The organism is Flavobacterium sp. 38 (assembly GCF_057799715.1).
Genome location: NZ_JBYNWZ010000006.1, coordinates 194,102 through 209,086, shown reverse-complemented (window position 1 = coordinate 209,086; position 14,985 = coordinate 194,102). Strand labels below are relative to the sequence as shown.

The 14,985-nt window shown below is 32.3% G+C and carries 11 protein-coding genes and 2 tRNA genes; 5 read left to right on the top strand and 8 right to left on the bottom strand.

Annotated elements, in window-relative coordinates; all coding sequences use genetic code 11:
* Complete coding sequence (locus AC3E9W_RS16360; RefSeq protein ID WP_488769164.1) at positions 1-516, top strand: DinB family protein; 516 nt, start codon at positions 1-3, stop codon at positions 514-516.
* 213 nt (positions 517-729) lie between these two features.
* On the opposite strand, the gene recQ is transcribed toward AC3E9W_RS16360, so the two are convergent.
* From recQ to AC3E9W_RS16330, 6 genes are all read right to left on the bottom strand, one after another.
* A complete protein-coding gene (recQ, locus tag AC3E9W_RS16355; RefSeq protein WP_488769163.1) occupies positions 730-2,838 on the bottom strand; it encodes a DNA helicase RecQ in 2,109 nt (702 codons plus the stop codon).
* Between the two features lie 149 nt (positions 2,839-2,987).
* Positions 2,988-3,401, bottom strand: a complete 414-nt coding sequence (locus AC3E9W_RS16350; protein ID WP_306155051.1) for a DNA primase — start codon at positions 3,399-3,401, stop codon at positions 2,988-2,990.
* 8 nt (positions 3,402-3,409) lie between these two features.
* Positions 3,410-4,378, bottom strand: coding sequence for a deoxyhypusine synthase family protein (locus tag AC3E9W_RS16345; RefSeq protein WP_095931202.1), 969 nt, complete (start codon positions 4,376-4,378; stop codon positions 3,410-3,412).
* Positions 4,379-4,479: 101 nt separating this feature from the next.
* Positions 4,480-5,883 (bottom strand): type III PLP-dependent enzyme domain-containing protein, encoded by a 1,404-nt coding sequence (locus AC3E9W_RS16340; protein WP_306155055.1) that lies wholly within the window; start codon positions 5,881-5,883, stop codon positions 4,480-4,482.
* A 303-nt stretch (positions 5,884-6,186) separates the two neighbouring features.
* Complete coding sequence (gene aroB / locus AC3E9W_RS16335) at positions 6,187-7,254, bottom strand: 3-dehydroquinate synthase (RefSeq protein WP_306155057.1); 1,068 nt, start codon at positions 7,252-7,254, stop codon at positions 6,187-6,189.
* Positions 7,255-7,380: 126 nt separating this feature from the next.
* A complete protein-coding gene (locus AC3E9W_RS16330; RefSeq protein WP_488769162.1) occupies positions 7,381-9,756 on the bottom strand; it encodes an O-antigen ligase family protein in 2,376 nt (791 codons plus the stop codon).
* Positions 9,757-9,863: 107 nt separating this feature from the next.
* Here AC3E9W_RS16330 and AC3E9W_RS16325 point away from each other — a divergent pair, with 107 nt between their 5' ends.
* Positions 9,864-11,033 carry a proline dehydrogenase family protein gene (locus AC3E9W_RS16325; protein WP_488769161.1) on the top strand — a complete coding sequence of 390 codons (1,170 nt, stop codon included), beginning with the start codon at positions 9,864-9,866 and terminating at the stop codon, positions 11,031-11,033.
* A gap of 165 nt (positions 11,034-11,198) precedes the next feature.
* On the opposite strand, the gene AC3E9W_RS16320 is transcribed toward AC3E9W_RS16325, so the two are convergent.
* Positions 11,199-12,989 (bottom strand): ABC transporter ATP-binding protein, encoded by a 1,791-nt coding sequence (locus AC3E9W_RS16320; RefSeq protein WP_488769160.1) that lies wholly within the window; start codon positions 12,987-12,989, stop codon positions 11,199-11,201.
* Positions 12,990-13,252: 263 nt separating this feature from the next.
* Between AC3E9W_RS16320 and AC3E9W_RS16315 the strand changes: the two genes are divergently transcribed.
* From AC3E9W_RS16315 to AC3E9W_RS16305, 3 genes are all read left to right on the top strand, one after another.
* Positions 13,253-13,330: transfer RNA gene (locus AC3E9W_RS16315), tRNA-Val, on the top strand.
* Between the two features lie 63 nt (positions 13,331-13,393).
* Positions 13,394-13,454: transfer RNA gene (locus tag AC3E9W_RS16310), tRNA-Leu, on the top strand.
* Between the two features lie 167 nt (positions 13,455-13,621).
* On the top strand, positions 13,622-14,257 hold the full coding sequence (locus tag AC3E9W_RS16305; RefSeq protein WP_488769159.1) for a hypothetical protein: 636 nt from the start codon (positions 13,622-13,624) through the stop codon (positions 14,255-14,257).
* Between the two features lie 75 nt (positions 14,258-14,332).
* On the opposite strand, the gene AC3E9W_RS16300 is transcribed toward AC3E9W_RS16305, so the two are convergent.
* Positions 14,333-14,974, bottom strand: coding sequence for a hypothetical protein (locus tag AC3E9W_RS16300; protein WP_488769158.1), 642 nt, complete (start codon positions 14,972-14,974; stop codon positions 14,333-14,335).
* Positions 14,975-14,985: the final 11 nt, after the last annotated feature.

Sequence of the window (14,985 nt, the reverse complement as noted above, 5' to 3'; positions counted from 1 at the left end):
ATGAGAGCAGCAGAATTATTAGATAATGAATATTCAGGGCATTTTGGCAATTATGTCAAAGCGGCCGGCGACGGAATTTTAATTGAAGAATTAGAAATTTCGCTTCATGAATTTATCCGATTTGTTCAAAATATCCCGATGGATAAATTTGACTATCGTTACGCGGAAGGGAAATGGACAATAAAAGATATTATTCAGCATATTATAGATACCGAACGAATTTTTGCTTATCGCGCTTTGCGTTTTTCTAGAAATGACAAAACACCTTTGCCAAGTTTTGAAGAAAATGATTATGCAGAGAACACCGATTCAAACAAAAGAAGTATTCAAGATTTATTAACTGAACTTTCAGCTGTAAGACATTCAACTTTATTGTTTTATAAAAGCTTATCTCAAGAACAGCTTAAGAGAATCGGCACTGCATCAAACAATCCGATTTCAGTTCGCGCTTTAGGTTTTGTTATGATAGGACATCAGAGACATCATCAAAAAGTTTTTGAAGAGAGGTATTTGTAAAGTATAAATTATTCTAAATGTAAAAATCCTGTGAAAATTAATTCACAGGATTTTTTTGTTTTTTTTCATTCTGTTTGTCATCCTGACGAAGGAAGGATCTCTGTAAGTAGCTCGACAAAGATTGTAGATTATACTTGCGGAGTTTCTCGCGGAGATCCTTCCTTCGTCAGGATGACAAAATTGATGAATAAATATTTTATTAAAAAAAAGAAATTACTTATTCCTCTCCACAATAGCCAAACCTAAACGAATTTTATCATAAGATAATTTTTCTTCAAAATGATCGAAATAAGGTTTTAGTGCTGTAGGATATTCTAATTCGACTTGTGCTTTGTGCAAAAGCTTAACTTCTTCGTCAGAAATAAACGGACTCAAATCGATATCATTTCCATCACTATACAATTTAGCCAAATGTGAAATAATGGTCGAAACTCCAAGTTTTCGTCTTTCAGCAATTTCTTCTACTGAAACACCATTTTGATATAATTCTAAAGTTGCTTTATAGGTGTTGCCTTCTTTCTTTTTCTTAAAATTTTCGTTCTTTACTTTTTCATAATAAATTATGGCGTCAATAAATTCAGTTCCATACTTTTCTAATTTTGCTTTTCCGACTCCATCAATCGTAAGGAATTCCTCTTCACTCATTGGTCTTACTATTTCCATCTGCCTTAATGCAGCATCACTAAAAATTACATAAGCGGGAACTTCTTCATCTTTTGCAATTTCATAGCGTAATTTTCGAAGTATTTCAAAAAGAGAGTTTTTCGCTGGTTTAGCTTTTGCTTCTTTGATTTCGTTTTTATCAATTACTTTTTTAACGACAGTGGTTAATTTTACTTTTTCGCCTTCAAACAAAACTTTCTTTGCAAAAGGAGTAAGGAGAATTTTATTGTGTTGATGAAAAGCAATTTCGCAATAGCCTAAATTAATAAGCTGAATAAGATACTGATTCCAATCGTACCAAGAAACGTCATCGCCAATTCCGTAAGTTTTTAGCGTTTGATAATTTTTTTCGTAGATATATGCATTTTTGGAACCTCTCAAAAAATCAACAATTACTGCTAGAGGTTCAGATTCTTTTAAACGCACAATAGCAGACAAAGCTTTTTGCGCGAGAATCGTCCCATCGAAAAATGTTGGAGGATTTTTGCAAATATCGCAGTTTCCGCAATTCTCCGTAACCAGTTCACCAAAATAAGAAAGCAGAATTTTTCTGCGACAGCTCACAGCATCGGCATATTGCTTCATACGATCCAATTTTGCCAATTGAATATCAGAATTGAGTCCTTCAGAGGCAAATTTCTGCAACTGAATTACATCGGCATAACTTTCAAACATAACTGTTTCGGCTGGAAGACCATCACGGCCGGCACGTCCAATTTCCTGATAATAGCCTTCAATATTTTTAGGAAGATTGTAATGAATCACCCAACGGACATTCGATTTGTCAATTCCCATTCCGAAAGCAATTGTAGCGCAAACTACCTGGCAATCGTCATTTATAAACTGATCCTGAGTTTTAGCACGAGTTTCATTATCCAAGCCTGCGTGATAGGCTTTTGCTACAATACCGTTTTTTCTTAATTTATCAGCAAGTTCTTCTGTGGTTTTGCGACTTAAGCAATAGACTATTCCCGATTCATTAGGTTTCTTTTCAATAAAATCTATAATTTGCTTTACACGATCCAAAGCGGGACGAACTTCTAAACTCAAATTTTTTCGATCAAAAGAAGCTATAAAAGTTTTAGGATTTTTTAGCTTTAATTGTTTAGTTATATCTGTTCTTGTCGCCTTGTCGGCTGTAGCAGTTAAAGCTAAAACTGGAGTAGAAGGGAAGCGGCTTTTTAAATAACCAAGATTTGTATATGCAGGTCTAAAATCATGTCCCCAAGAAGAAATACAATGCGCTTCGTCAATGGCTATCAAACTAATATTCAATTCATTGAAAGCCACATCTAAATAAGAAAGACTTTCTGGTGCAATGTAAACTAATTTAAAATGATTTGATTTTAGGTTATCTATATAATATTGCTGCTCTTGAGAGGATTGTGTGCTATTGATATAACAGGCAGAAATCCCATTGGTTTTCAAACTATCGACTTGATCTTTCATTAAAGCGATCAAAGGCGATATTACAATGGTAATTCCGGGCAGAATTAAAGCTGGAAGCTGAAAGCATATTGATTTTCCCCCACCAGTAGGCATAATCGCTAAGGTATCTTGACCAGATAAAATAGTATTGATTATAGTTTCTTGATTTGGTCTGAATTTTTCAAAACCAAAATTTTCTTTTAACGTGGTGTGTAGTAATTCTGAATTCATTAGGCTGATAATTTATAAAATCATTAGTAAAACCGAAAATAGATATTTAAAAATAATCTTACAAATTTTAAATAGTTTTGTTATAATTTATAACAATTCATAAAAAAAGGAACTCTAAAAAGAGTTCCTTTATATTTTAAAGAAATGAATTAATCTTCATCATCTTCATCTTCTTCGTCATAATCAGTATCTGCTTTATCATCGTCGTCATCGTCATCATCACCGCCGTCAGTATCAGGTTTGTCTAGATTTTCGTCTTCATCATCGTCATCATTACTAATATCGTCATCAAGATCCATTCCTTTAACTGGTGCAATTGCATCTACATCAACATCTAAATCGTCATCTTCATCGTAGTTTTCAATTCTGTCAGCAAGTTTAGTACTAATTTTTACCAAATAAATAGTGTCTTCAGTACGAACTTCTACAGCTTCGACCAATTCGTTTTTAGCATTTCTAAAACGGATTACATCCGAATCATCATAACCATCAGGAAATTTTTCAACCAAAAGGTTTAAAATTTCGTTGGTAAGTTTGGCGTAGTCTACTATAACTCTTTTCATAAATTATCTTATAAATCTAATAAGTATGCAAAAATTAACGGAGCAACAATTGTAGCATCCGATTCAATAATAAATTTAGGGGTTTTGATGTCTAATTTACCCCAAGTGATTTTTTCATTTGGAACTGCCCCAGAGTAAGAACCATAACTAGTTGTTGAATCTGAGATTTGGCAGAAATAACTCCAAAATGGAACATCGTGCATTTCCATATCTTGGTACAGCATAGGAACAACACAAATAGGGAAGTCACCAGCGATACCACCACCGATTTGGAAGAATCCAATTCCGTTTGAACTGTTTTTAGAATACCAATCCGCAAGGAAAGTCATGTATTCGATACCAGATTTCATGGTAGATGCTTTTAATTCACCTTTAATTACGTATGAAGCAAAGATATTACCCATAGTACTATCTTCCCATCCAGGAACGATAATTGGCAAGTTTTTCTCTGCAGCTGCATACATCCAGCTATCTTTTAAGTCAATTTCGTAATATTCTTCTAAAACGCCAGACAATAACATTTTATACATAAATTCGTGTGGGAAGTAACGCTCACCTTTGTCGTCTGCGTCTTTCCAAATTTTGTAAATATGTTTTTGTAAACGACGGAAAGCTTCATGCTCAGGAATACAAGTGTCAGTAACACGGTTTAATCCTCTTTCTAGTAAAGCCCATTCGTCTTCTGGTGTCAAATCACGGTAGTTAGGAACTCTTTCGTAGTGAGAATGAGCTACTAAATTCATGATATCTTCTTCTAAGTTTGCTCCAGTACATGAAATAATATGCACTTTGTCTTGTCTGATTACTTCGGCAAAAATTTTACCAATTTCTGCTGTACTCATTGCTCCAGCCATACTTACCAGCATCTTAGCACCATCAGCTAATTGCTGCTCGTATGCTTTTGCAGCATCTACCAATGAAGCAGAGTTAAAATGCAAATAGTGTTTTTCAATAAACTGACTGATTGGTCCTTTCATTTTTTTTTGTTTTTTTTTGAATTAAAAAGTTTAACCTTTTTGGATGTTAATGCAAATTAAGAATTTTTAACAAAATTCTATCACTTAATCTGCCGTTTTTTTTACAACTTTTTTTTGTAGCCTAAAATCTTTAAAACATCGTCTGAAGTCTGCTGTTCTGAGAAAACCTCAGTTGCCAGAATTCCATTTTCATCACGATCAATTAAAATGTGTTTAGGCTGCGGAATCAAGCAGTGGTGCAGACCACCGTATCCTCCAATTGTTTCTTGATAAGCGCCAGTATTAAAGAATCCGATATATAACGGCTTTTCTTTGTTGTACTTAGGCAGGTAAATTGCATTCATGTTTTGCTCAGAGTTGTAATAGTCGTCACTATCACAAGTCAGACCTCCCAACAGTACCCGCTCGTAAGTATCATTCCAGCGGTTAATAGCCAGCATGATAAAACGTTTATTTATAGCCCAAGTATCTGGTAAAGTGGTAATGAAAGATGAGTCAATCATGTTCCATTTTTCTCTATCATTTTGCTGTTTTTGGTATAAAACCTGATAGATTGCACCACCGCTTTCACCTACAGTAAACGATCCAAATTCCGTAAATATATTTGGAACATCAACTTCGGCTTCATCACAAGCAATTTTAATCTGATTGATAATTTCATCAATCATATATTGATAATCATATTCAAAAGCAAGTGAGTTTTTAATAGGGAAACCACCGCCAATGTTCAGTCCGTCTAGTGTAGGACATTCTTTTTTAAGAGCAATGTAAACTTTAATACACTTTACAAGCTCGTTCCAATAGTATGATGTATCGTTGATTCCGGTATTGATAAAGAAGTGAAGCATTTTCAGCTCTAATTTATCGTTTTCCTGAATTTGTTTTTTATAGAAAGAAACAATGTTTTTGTAACCAATACCTAATCTAGAAGTATAAAACTCAAATTTAGGCTCTTCTTCAGCAGCAATACGGATTCCGATTTTGAATTTTCCTTTGATTTCTGCCTGAAGCAAATCCAACTCTTCGTAGTTATCAATAATCGGAATAGTATTTTTATGTCCGTTATTGATTAACCTCGCGATATTACTGATGTATTCGTCTCTTTTGAAACCGTTGCAAATTACAAACGTACTTTTGTTGATTTTTCCGTTTTCTAATAAATTCTCCACAATATTAACATCAAAAGCAGACGATGTTTCGATGTGAATGTTATTCTTGAAAGCCTCATTCATAATATATTCAAAATGAGAGCTTTTCGTGCAATAACAATAATAATATTTTGCGTCGTATTTATTCTTCTCCATTGATTTTCTGAACCAAGCTTTTGCTTTGTTGATGTTTTCAGAAATCTGAGGCAGATAAGTAAACTTTAATGGCGTACCATATTGTTCAACCAATTTCATCAAATCGATATTGTGAAACTGAAGGTTGTCTTTGTTTAGTTTAAATTCCTCTTGAGGGAAGTAGTATGTTTGGTTTATTAGATCAGAATATTTTGTATTCATTTATTTGTCAATGTTTAGAGATTGTAATTATAATTTAATTTAGGTTTTTGGGGACTAAATCTTAAATTCAAACTCTAATATTGGCGAATATAATAGGCAGTTTTTCGTGCTCCGCTTTTGTACATTGGAAAACATCGATACAAAAAGGGCTTTTGCTATTGTAGAAACGGTTCAACATTCTTAATAAAGAACTGCTGAGTCTGTTTCTGTAAGAGCTAAAGTGCCTTTGCTGCTTGTTTGTTTTCATGGGGCAAATGTAAAAAATAATATATACCAAATGCAATGCTTTTGATTAAAAAAAGTTTAAGATTTATAATCCTCAAACGCTTCTAGAATCAATTTATTTTCAACGGATTGGTTAATTTTTATTTTTCCGATTCCTTCAATTAATGCAAATTGAATTAAACCGTATTCATTTTTTTTGTCATGAATCAGCAATTCTAAGATCGGATCGATGTCTTTTTCTTCAAAAATTACATCGTCATAAATGTCTTTAATAATAGTTTTGATTTCTCTGTATTCTTCTTCAGAAATTAATCCTTTTTGAAGCGAAATATAACTTTCCAAAATCATTCCGACAGCAATCGCTTCTCCATGCAGTAAAGTCGTTTTTTCTTCACTTTCTAAGAAGTATCCTTCTATAGCGTGTCCTAAAGTATGTCCGAAATTTAAAGCTTTACGGATATTTTTCTCCGTTGGATCCTGAATAACGATTTCATTTTTAATTTCAACAGAACGATAGATCAACTGATCTAATTCATCAAAAACAATTGATTTTAAATCTGAGAACTGTCTCCAGTACGGAGCATCATATATTAAACCATGTTTTAGCATTTCTGCCAAACCAGAGCGCATTTCGCTTTGCGGTAAAGTTTCTAAATAATTGGTATCAATTAAGACCATTTGAGGCACATTGATAACTCCAATCTGATTTTTAAGATTTCCTAAATCAACTCCAGTTTTTCCTCCAACGGAAGCATCAACCATAGATAATAGAGTAGTTGGGATATTGATAAAATCGACACCTCTTTTAAATGTAGAAGCCACAAAACCTCCTAAGTCTGTAACAACGCCACCACCTAGATTAATGATAAGCGATTTTCTGTCGGCACCAAGTTCTGTCAAAATATTCCAGATCTCAATACAAGTTTCTATATTTTTATTGGCTTCACCAGCTTCAAATTCAATAATTTCAATTGCCAATTCTGTTTCTAGAAGCGGAATAAACTTAGACAAACAATACTCATTGGTCTGATCATCTACAATTATAAAAATATTCGAATATTTACTTTCTCTTAAATGTTTATTTAAAGCTTCGTAAGCATTCTCATTAAAATGCACGAGATAATTATTGGCTTGAATAGATTGCATAATTCTTTTGTTAATTGAAAGCGCAAAATACGGTATTTTTAACTAATTAATCCCCAAACTCTTTCTATATTTAAAGAAAAAAAATGTTCAAAATAAGCAAATCAGTGTCATATGTAACTTTTAGGATTAGCCGCAATTTTGAATCGCAGAATTATTTCTATCAATAAACTTTTTATCAAGCGCTATTCTATAATACTTGCATGCATTTGTTTTGTCTTTTACGAGTTGATAGCTCATACCAAGATAATATTCTGTTTTGCCATCATTCAAACCTGGTTTTCGGAGTGCTTTTGTCAAATTAAGAATAGCTTTGTCGTACTGGCCATTTTTCAAATAATAAAAACCAATATTCTGCAATACATAAATATTATCAGGATCGATTTTCAATGCACTTTGGTAAGTTTTAAGTGCCAAGTCTGATTTTGATTCAGATTCATAACGCTGGCCTTTAATCAAATAATCGGTAATGAGGAAAGCATTTTTCTGTGACAGAAGTGTACTGTCTTTCGGCATTTTTCTTAATCCAGAATCTAGGAACTCAACAAGTCTATTATATCCTGCACCTGCATTTTGCAAAGATTTTGCTGTTTTAACCCATTCTTCAGGAATATTTCTATAAGTAGAAAACAGAGCGTGATTTTTTAATAATTGAACAGTATCTTTTTTTAGAGTAGCATAAATAGAAGCGGACTTATATAAGTCGTAGTTTCTCGGGCGAGTAGAAAAAGCTTTTTGGGCATACACATAAGCACTATCTAGATTTCCTTTTTTTGATGAAATAACCTGTTTGTAAAAATCAATTCTTCCTACATATGGATTTATTTTTTCTGCTTTAGAAAAACATTGTAAGGCTTTCTCAAAATTATTTTCACGAATAAAATAAATTCCAGCATATTCATAAAAAGACTCAGAAGAACTAAAAACGTTTGGATAATCTGGCATTTGCTTCAAAACTTCATCTCCCGTCAAAACTCCTTTAGTATTGTTGTTTATATCATCAGACAAAATCATATATTGAAGGTGCGAAGCTTTGCAAATATGATAGGCTGTATAACTCGTAAGCAATGAAAGTGCTATTAATGCAATAGCAATAGTTTTGGTATTTAATCTTGTTGCATTTAAAATTTCAGAAGTCTTAGAATTATTCAAAATCGTCAATGCAAGGATTAGAGCAAAAAATATTGACATAGTTGGTCTGTACATCGGGAAATTGAAAAGAGAGTCAATTCCGTAAACCAAAACCAGCATCAAAGCTAATACAGCAATGTTTTTTGTCTGTTCTGAAGATGATTTTATTGTGTTTTTTAAATTAATAAAAAACAATATTGTCAATAAGGCAAAATAAAGCAAACCGTTTAAAATTCCAGTTTCTGAAGTGATTTCTAAAAAATCGTTATGTGTGTGCAATGAAACAGTAGTGTCATCTGAAATGTATTTCTCGTAAGGAATCGATTCTATTCGATAATTTCCTAAACCAATTCCGAGTACTGGATTTTTTTGTGCTAGTTTTAATGCATTTTCCCAATACAGCAATCTGACATTTGCAGAAGCATCATTTGTATTGATTTCTCCAATTCTATTTTGTAAAGAAACATAACGGCCACTGTCTTTCGATTTTTCAAAAATAGAGTTCGCAAATAATACTGAGATTAATGTCGGTATAATTAATAATAGGATTTTGGTAAAAGTAGTTCTGACAGCTTTGTATTCTCTTAATAAATAAATGATATACACAGTATATATTGCAAACAAATCTAAAAGTGCAGTTCTCGCGCCTGTTAAAAAAATGACAGCTGTTGCCGAAAAAAGTGCGAATAGTAAAAAATATTTTCTCAAACCATTATAATGTACAATACCGAGAAGTAAAAATGGTACTTTAATACTAAGACTCGCTGCAAGGATATTGATATTTCCAGTATTTCCTTTCATATTCGTAAGGAGATCTATTATAGAGGCTCTTTTAGGAATAATTATAAAATGACACAGTTCGTGCCAAGATTGTAAAAAGGCGAAAATACCAACTATAAAAACAATTTTGAAAAACAGCTGAAGTTTGTCTTTTAGTAATATAGAAAGGTTTAGAAACAAACAAAACACAACTAATAATTGCGTCATTTTTGTAATAACTAAAGAAGTATTTTTAGCTACAAAGAAACTAGCAGCACAGAGAACTAAAAATATAATGTAGACTTTAAGAAATTGGCTTTTTTTCCAGATTGAAAAAAATGTTGGGGGGATTAAAGCATTGTTTAAATACAAATATATCCCTGCCAATAAATTAAGAAAAGACAAATACAGAAATTGAATATTGATAATTTCTGTAGTCTTAAAATAAGGCATAAAATCTATCAACAGAAGTAAAATAATAAAAAAATAAATCAGAAAATCGGGTATATTTTTACCTGCTTTTGTTTCATCTATAATCTCATTTACTGTCATTCCTTTCATCGTGATATAGTATTTTTTGCAAAAATAATCAAAATTAGGGATATTTTCTGTCATTTTAAGCCAAACTTTCATTTTGCCAGATTGATAATTTAAAAAAATATGCTATGTTTTAGTGAACAATATTCAAAACAGTCTATATATTTGCATAAAAAATAAACTTAATGGAAAAGATATTCGATAACACGCAGGTTGCATTTTCACTTAAAAGTGACACAGAACTTGACAGAGCTTACTTTCTTTTTAAAATGATTGACAGCGAACCTCTTGTGAGAATTGGAACTGCTGTTACTAATTTTGCTATCAAAGCACATTTGCCTGTAGAAGGTTTAATACGCGCTACTGTTTTTGACCATTTTTGTGGTGGTGTAAACGAAAATGACTGTCTTACTGTGGTAGACAAAATGTTTACAAAAGGTGTTTCTTCTGTATTGGATTATTCTGTTGAAGGAAAAGAAGAAGAGGAGCAGTTTGATGCTGCTTTGGAAATGACATTAAGAACAGTAGAATTTGCTAAAGAACGTCTTGCGATTCCGTTTGCTGTTTTTAAGCCAACTGGTTTAGGCCGTTTCGAATTGTATGAGAAATTGGGCGAAAAACAAACACTTAATCCTGCTGAACAAGCGGAATGGGATAGAGTAGTAGCTCGTTTTGATAAAATCTGCAGTGAAGCTCATAAAAATGATGTTGCCTTATTAATTGATGGCGAAGAAAGCTGGATGCAGGACGCTGCTGATGATTTGGTTACTGAAATGATGCGCAAATACAACAAAAACAAAGCAATTATATTCAATACATTACAAATGTACCGTTGGGATCGTTTGGATTATTTGAAAAAGCTTCATGAAATTGCAAAATCAGAAGGTTTCTATATCGGAATGAAATTGGTTCGCGGGGCTTATATGGAAAAAGAAAACAAAAGAGCGGAAGAAAAGGGCTATGTTTCTCCAATTTGTGTTTCTAAAGAAGCTACTGACGTGAACTACGATAATGCGGTACAATATATGTTGGAGCATATCGATAAAATGGCCATTTTTGCAGGAACTCACAACGAATTAAGTTCATACAAATTAATGGAAATGATGGCACAGAAAGGAATTACTAAAAACGATTCTAGAATCTGGTTTGGTCAATTATACGGAATGAGTGATAACATTAGCTACAACTTAGCTGAAAACGGTTATAATGTTGCTAAATATTTACCATTCGGACCTGTAAAAGATGTTATGCCTTACTTGATTCGCCGTGCTGAAGAAAATACTTCGGTTGCTGGTCAAACTAGCCGTGAATTATCTATGATTAAAGCGGAGCGCAAACGCAGAAAAGGGAAATAAATCTAGATTTTAGATTTTAGATTTTAGATTTTAGATTTTAGATTTTAGATTTTAGATTTTAGATTTTAGATTTTAGATTTTAGATTTTCCATCATAAAAAAGTCCAATTGCAAAGCAATTGGACTTTTTTGTTGGAATTTGGAATTTTAAAAAATTGGAATTTATTTAAGAATTGCTAAACTGCAAATTACTTAAATTCTTGTAAATACCATTTTCTAAGTTTATTAATTCCTGGTGCGTTCCTTCTTCTGAAATTTTTCCGTTATCTAGAACTAAAATTTTATCTGCATTTCTAATGGTAGAAAGTCTGTGCGCAATAATAATGCTTGTTCTTCCTTCCATTAAAACTTCAAGAGCTTCCTGAACCAGTTTTTCGCTTTCACTATCTAAAGACGAAGTGGCTTCGTCTAAAATCAAAATACTCGGGTTTTTAAGCAATGCTCTTGCAATTGCAATACGTTGGCGCTGTCCTCCAGAAAGTTTAACGCCGCGTTCTCCCACTAAAGTTTCAAATTTCTCTGGAAATCCGTCAACAAAATTAAAAGCATTAGCTTGTTTTGCAGCAGCGATAATTTCTTCTTCTGTAGCATTTGGATTTCCGTAAGCAATATTTTCTCTAATGGTTCCTCCAAATAAAATTACATCTTGAGGAACAATACTCATATTTCCACGAAGATCTTCCAAATCATAATCTTGAATCTTTTTACCGTCTACTACTATTTCTCCAGAAGTGATGTCATAAAAACGTAAAAGAAGTGAAGAAATAGTCGATTTACCAGCGCCACTCGGACCAACGATGGCAATTTTCTGTCCGAATTCCGCATTGAAATTAACATCTTTTAAAACTTGAATTTCTTTTCTTGAGGGATAACTAAAAGCAACGTTTTTAAAAGCCACATTTCCTTTTATTTTTTCTACAGCAGTAGCTCTTGGCTTAGCATTAATTTCTTCTGGAGTTTCTTCTAATAATTCAAAAACACGTTCTGTCGCTCCAACTGCTTTTTGAATCTGAGCATACATTTCGGCAATTCCGCCAAAGGAAGCACCGATAAATGTTGTATACAATACAAAAGAGATCAGATCGCCAACGCCTTCAACTTCTCCTTTAATCGTTAAGGTGATTCCGTACCAAACTACAGCAACAACGCATCCAAAAAGGCATAGAATAATAAACGAAGCAAAGTAACCTCTGTATTGACCGCCTTTGATGGCAATTTTCACAATTTCTCTAATCTTGTTTTTGTAACGCTGAATTTCGTACCATTCGTTTGCAAAAGCCTTCACATTGCTGATTCCTTGTAGAGTTTCTTCAACAATAACTTGGCTTTCGGCTACTTTATCTTGAGTTTTTTTTCCGTATTTACGAATAAATCTTCCAAAGATTACAGCCGCAACTGCTACAAGAGGAACAATTGCCAACATCATTAAAGTCAGTTTTGGACTAATACTTCCTAAAATTACAAAACCTCCAATAATCAAGATAAATTGACGCAGAAACTCCGCTATCGTTGTACTGAAAGTATCTTGCAATTGCGAAATATCAGCACTAATTCTACTATTCAATTCACCAACACGTTTTTGAGAATAAAACGACATTGGCAACTTTATTAAGTTCTCATATAAGGCAAAACGAATATTAGAAAGAGAGTTTTCTGTAAAATTTACAAATAATGAAATTCTAAAGAAAGAGAAAACAGCTTGCAGAACCAAAATCGCCATCAAACCAAGTGCTATTTCGTTGGCTCTAGAAAGGTCTTTATTAGTAACGCAATCTACCAGCATTCCCATCAATTTAGGAAAGGCTAGGGCAGTGGCGCTGGTTAAAAAAAGGAAAATCAAACCTAGGAAAAATTTCCATTTGTGGTTTTTAGCATATTTAAAAATTCGAAGTGCTTTTTGAATGGAGTTAGAGTTTAATTTAGCTTTCGGTAAATCATTTTCTTGAAATCTTGCCATTTGAATATACAATTAAGGTACGCAAAGGTATGACTATAGCAAGTGAATACAAAAAGATTATGTCGAATTACCCTTGAAGGATATGATTTTTAACTAAATTTAAGAAAATCGTATTTTCTTTTATTTTTTAATTCCTTGATAAATAGATTTCTAAATGTTTTATCAAAATTATTTTTCACATTTTTCAAAAAAAGGCTTGGAAATATAAAATCTAGCTGTATATTTGCACTCGCAATCACAAACGATAGCAACCTAGTAAAATAGGGCGATTAGCTCAGCTGGTTCAGAGCACCTCGTTTACACCGAGGGGGTCGGGGGTTCGAACCCCTCATCGCCCACCAAGAAACTCCTTAAGAAATTAAGGAGTTTTTTTTATGTCTTTTTTTTTCAAAAACTAATATATTAGCTCAGCTGGTTCAGAGCATTCCGATTAACATCGGAAGTGGTCGGGGGTTCGAACCTTCCGATGAATCGGAACAAGCTATCATCGCCCACCAAGAAACTCCTTAAGAAATTAAGGAGTTTTTTTATGCCTAATATTTTTCAAAAACTAATATATTAGCTCAGCTATTTCAAAGCATTCCCATTAGCATCGGATTTTAAAACAACCAAAAAAAGCAACAACTAAAAAAATGAAGTATAACATCGGTAATTATTCTATTGAAAAATTTGAGAATGGAAATTTAAAAATTGATTATAGAAGAAGCCTAAATGATTATTACTATATTTTTTGTTATTTACTCATTTCAGTTGCTATTTTCTATATTTGTTACCAATTGTCAATTAATCTACTTGACAGAGAATTTAATCTAAATACAGGTTTAGCTTTTTTATTTTCAGGTATATTATTCATTGTAGGCCTATATTTTGCATCTGTTTCATTTGAGACATTCATTAAGCCAACATCGAATGTTTTTTATATAGAAAATACTAAAGAAGTTTTAAAAATAAAATTGAATCTTTTTAGGAAAATTCAAGTTCAATTTTCTGAAATAAAAAATTTTGAACTTGGAGCAAATGACATTACGATAGTTTCACATAATAACGGAAGAACATATAAAAGGCAACTATATATTAATAGGCTATATCTAAAATATACAAACAATAAAGTTGTAAAAATACACCAATTTGAAAAGCCTAATTTACTTATTTCGTTCTCTGAAAAGAAAAACAACAAATCTTTAAAAGACACAAGCAAACATATAACCGACTTGATATCAAAAGAATGTAATAAAAATTATTTTTGGACAGGGACTAAAAAAGAATAAAAATCGTGGTTCACAAATAAGAAACCTCCAAAGTCATTTGATTTTGGAGGTTTTTATGCATTTTACTTTAAGAACTTATTTTATTATGCTACCACAGCTAATTTCTTTTCCATTAATTCTATAAAAAAGATTTTGTTCTTTTAAATAAAGTTCTGTTCGTAAGGTTCCTTTGGCGCCTTCAGCCATGCATAACATTACAACATAAAAACCAGTTGATTGTTTAAGAGCTATGGTTCTTTTTAACGAAGATGGTTTACTTATATTAGTATCTAAGAAAGATTCTAAGTTTTCCAATCCATAATTAAACTTAGAAATTTTATCAAGTGTCATTTCATCTGAAGGAATTACTATTTTAAAGTATTGACCAGGCAAAGAAGGTATTTCGTATGAGTTTACAGGAATGCTAATTTTCAACTCAAAAGCATTATTTGTTTCATTTATAATTCGGGTCCAAAATACTGCATAAATATATTTTTTACCATCAGGAGCAGCATATTGCATTCCGCCTCTAGGTAAACTGTTTTGTATGGTTATTTCTCCACCTTCAGGATTGGGATATTTATACTTTGTATAAACTGATAGCTCTTTATTTTTTAATGTTTTAGCAGCATCATTTGTTGTTTTTGGTATTGATTTATCACCTTCTTTACAAGAGAAAGTTATTATTACAACCAAAAAAGATATAATCTTTCTGCTCATTTTTTTTGATAAGTTCATTTCTAACTTTT

What these genes read in the sequence shown, in the direction of transcription:
- AC3E9W_RS16360 (WP_488769164.1), top strand. Translation starts at nt 1, where the DNA reads ATGAGAGCAGCAGAATTATTAGATAATGAATATTCAGGGCATTTTGGC.
- recQ (WP_488769163.1), bottom strand. Translation starts at nt 2,838, where the DNA reads ATGAATTCAGAATTACTACACACCACGTTAAAAGAAAATTTTGGTTTT.
- AC3E9W_RS16350 (WP_306155051.1), bottom strand. Translation starts at nt 3,401, where the DNA reads ATGAAAAGAGTTATAGTAGACTACGCCAAACTTACCAACGAAATTTTA.
- AC3E9W_RS16345 (WP_095931202.1), bottom strand. Translation starts at nt 4,378, where the DNA reads ATGAAAGGACCAATCAGTCAGTTTATTGAAAAACACTATTTGCATTTT.
- AC3E9W_RS16340 (WP_306155055.1), bottom strand. Translation starts at nt 5,883, where the DNA reads ATGAATACAAAATATTCTGATCTAATAAACCAAACATACTACTTCCCT.
- aroB (WP_306155057.1), bottom strand. Translation starts at nt 7,254, where the DNA reads ATGCAATCTATTCAAGCCAATAATTATCTCGTGCATTTTAATGAGAAT.
- AC3E9W_RS16330 (WP_488769162.1), bottom strand. Translation starts at nt 9,756, where the DNA reads ATGACAGAAAATATCCCTAATTTTGATTATTTTTGCAAAAAATACTAT.
- AC3E9W_RS16325 (WP_488769161.1), top strand. Translation starts at nt 9,864, where the DNA reads ATGGAAAAGATATTCGATAACACGCAGGTTGCATTTTCACTTAAAAGT.
- AC3E9W_RS16320 (WP_488769160.1), bottom strand. Translation starts at nt 12,989, where the DNA reads ATGGCAAGATTTCAAGAAAATGATTTACCGAAAGCTAAATTAAACTCT.
- AC3E9W_RS16305 (WP_488769159.1), top strand. Translation starts at nt 13,622, where the DNA reads ATGAAGTATAACATCGGTAATTATTCTATTGAAAAATTTGAGAATGGA.
- AC3E9W_RS16300 (WP_488769158.1), bottom strand. Translation starts at nt 14,974, where the DNA reads ATGAACTTATCAAAAAAAATGAGCAGAAAGATTATATCTTTTTTGGTT.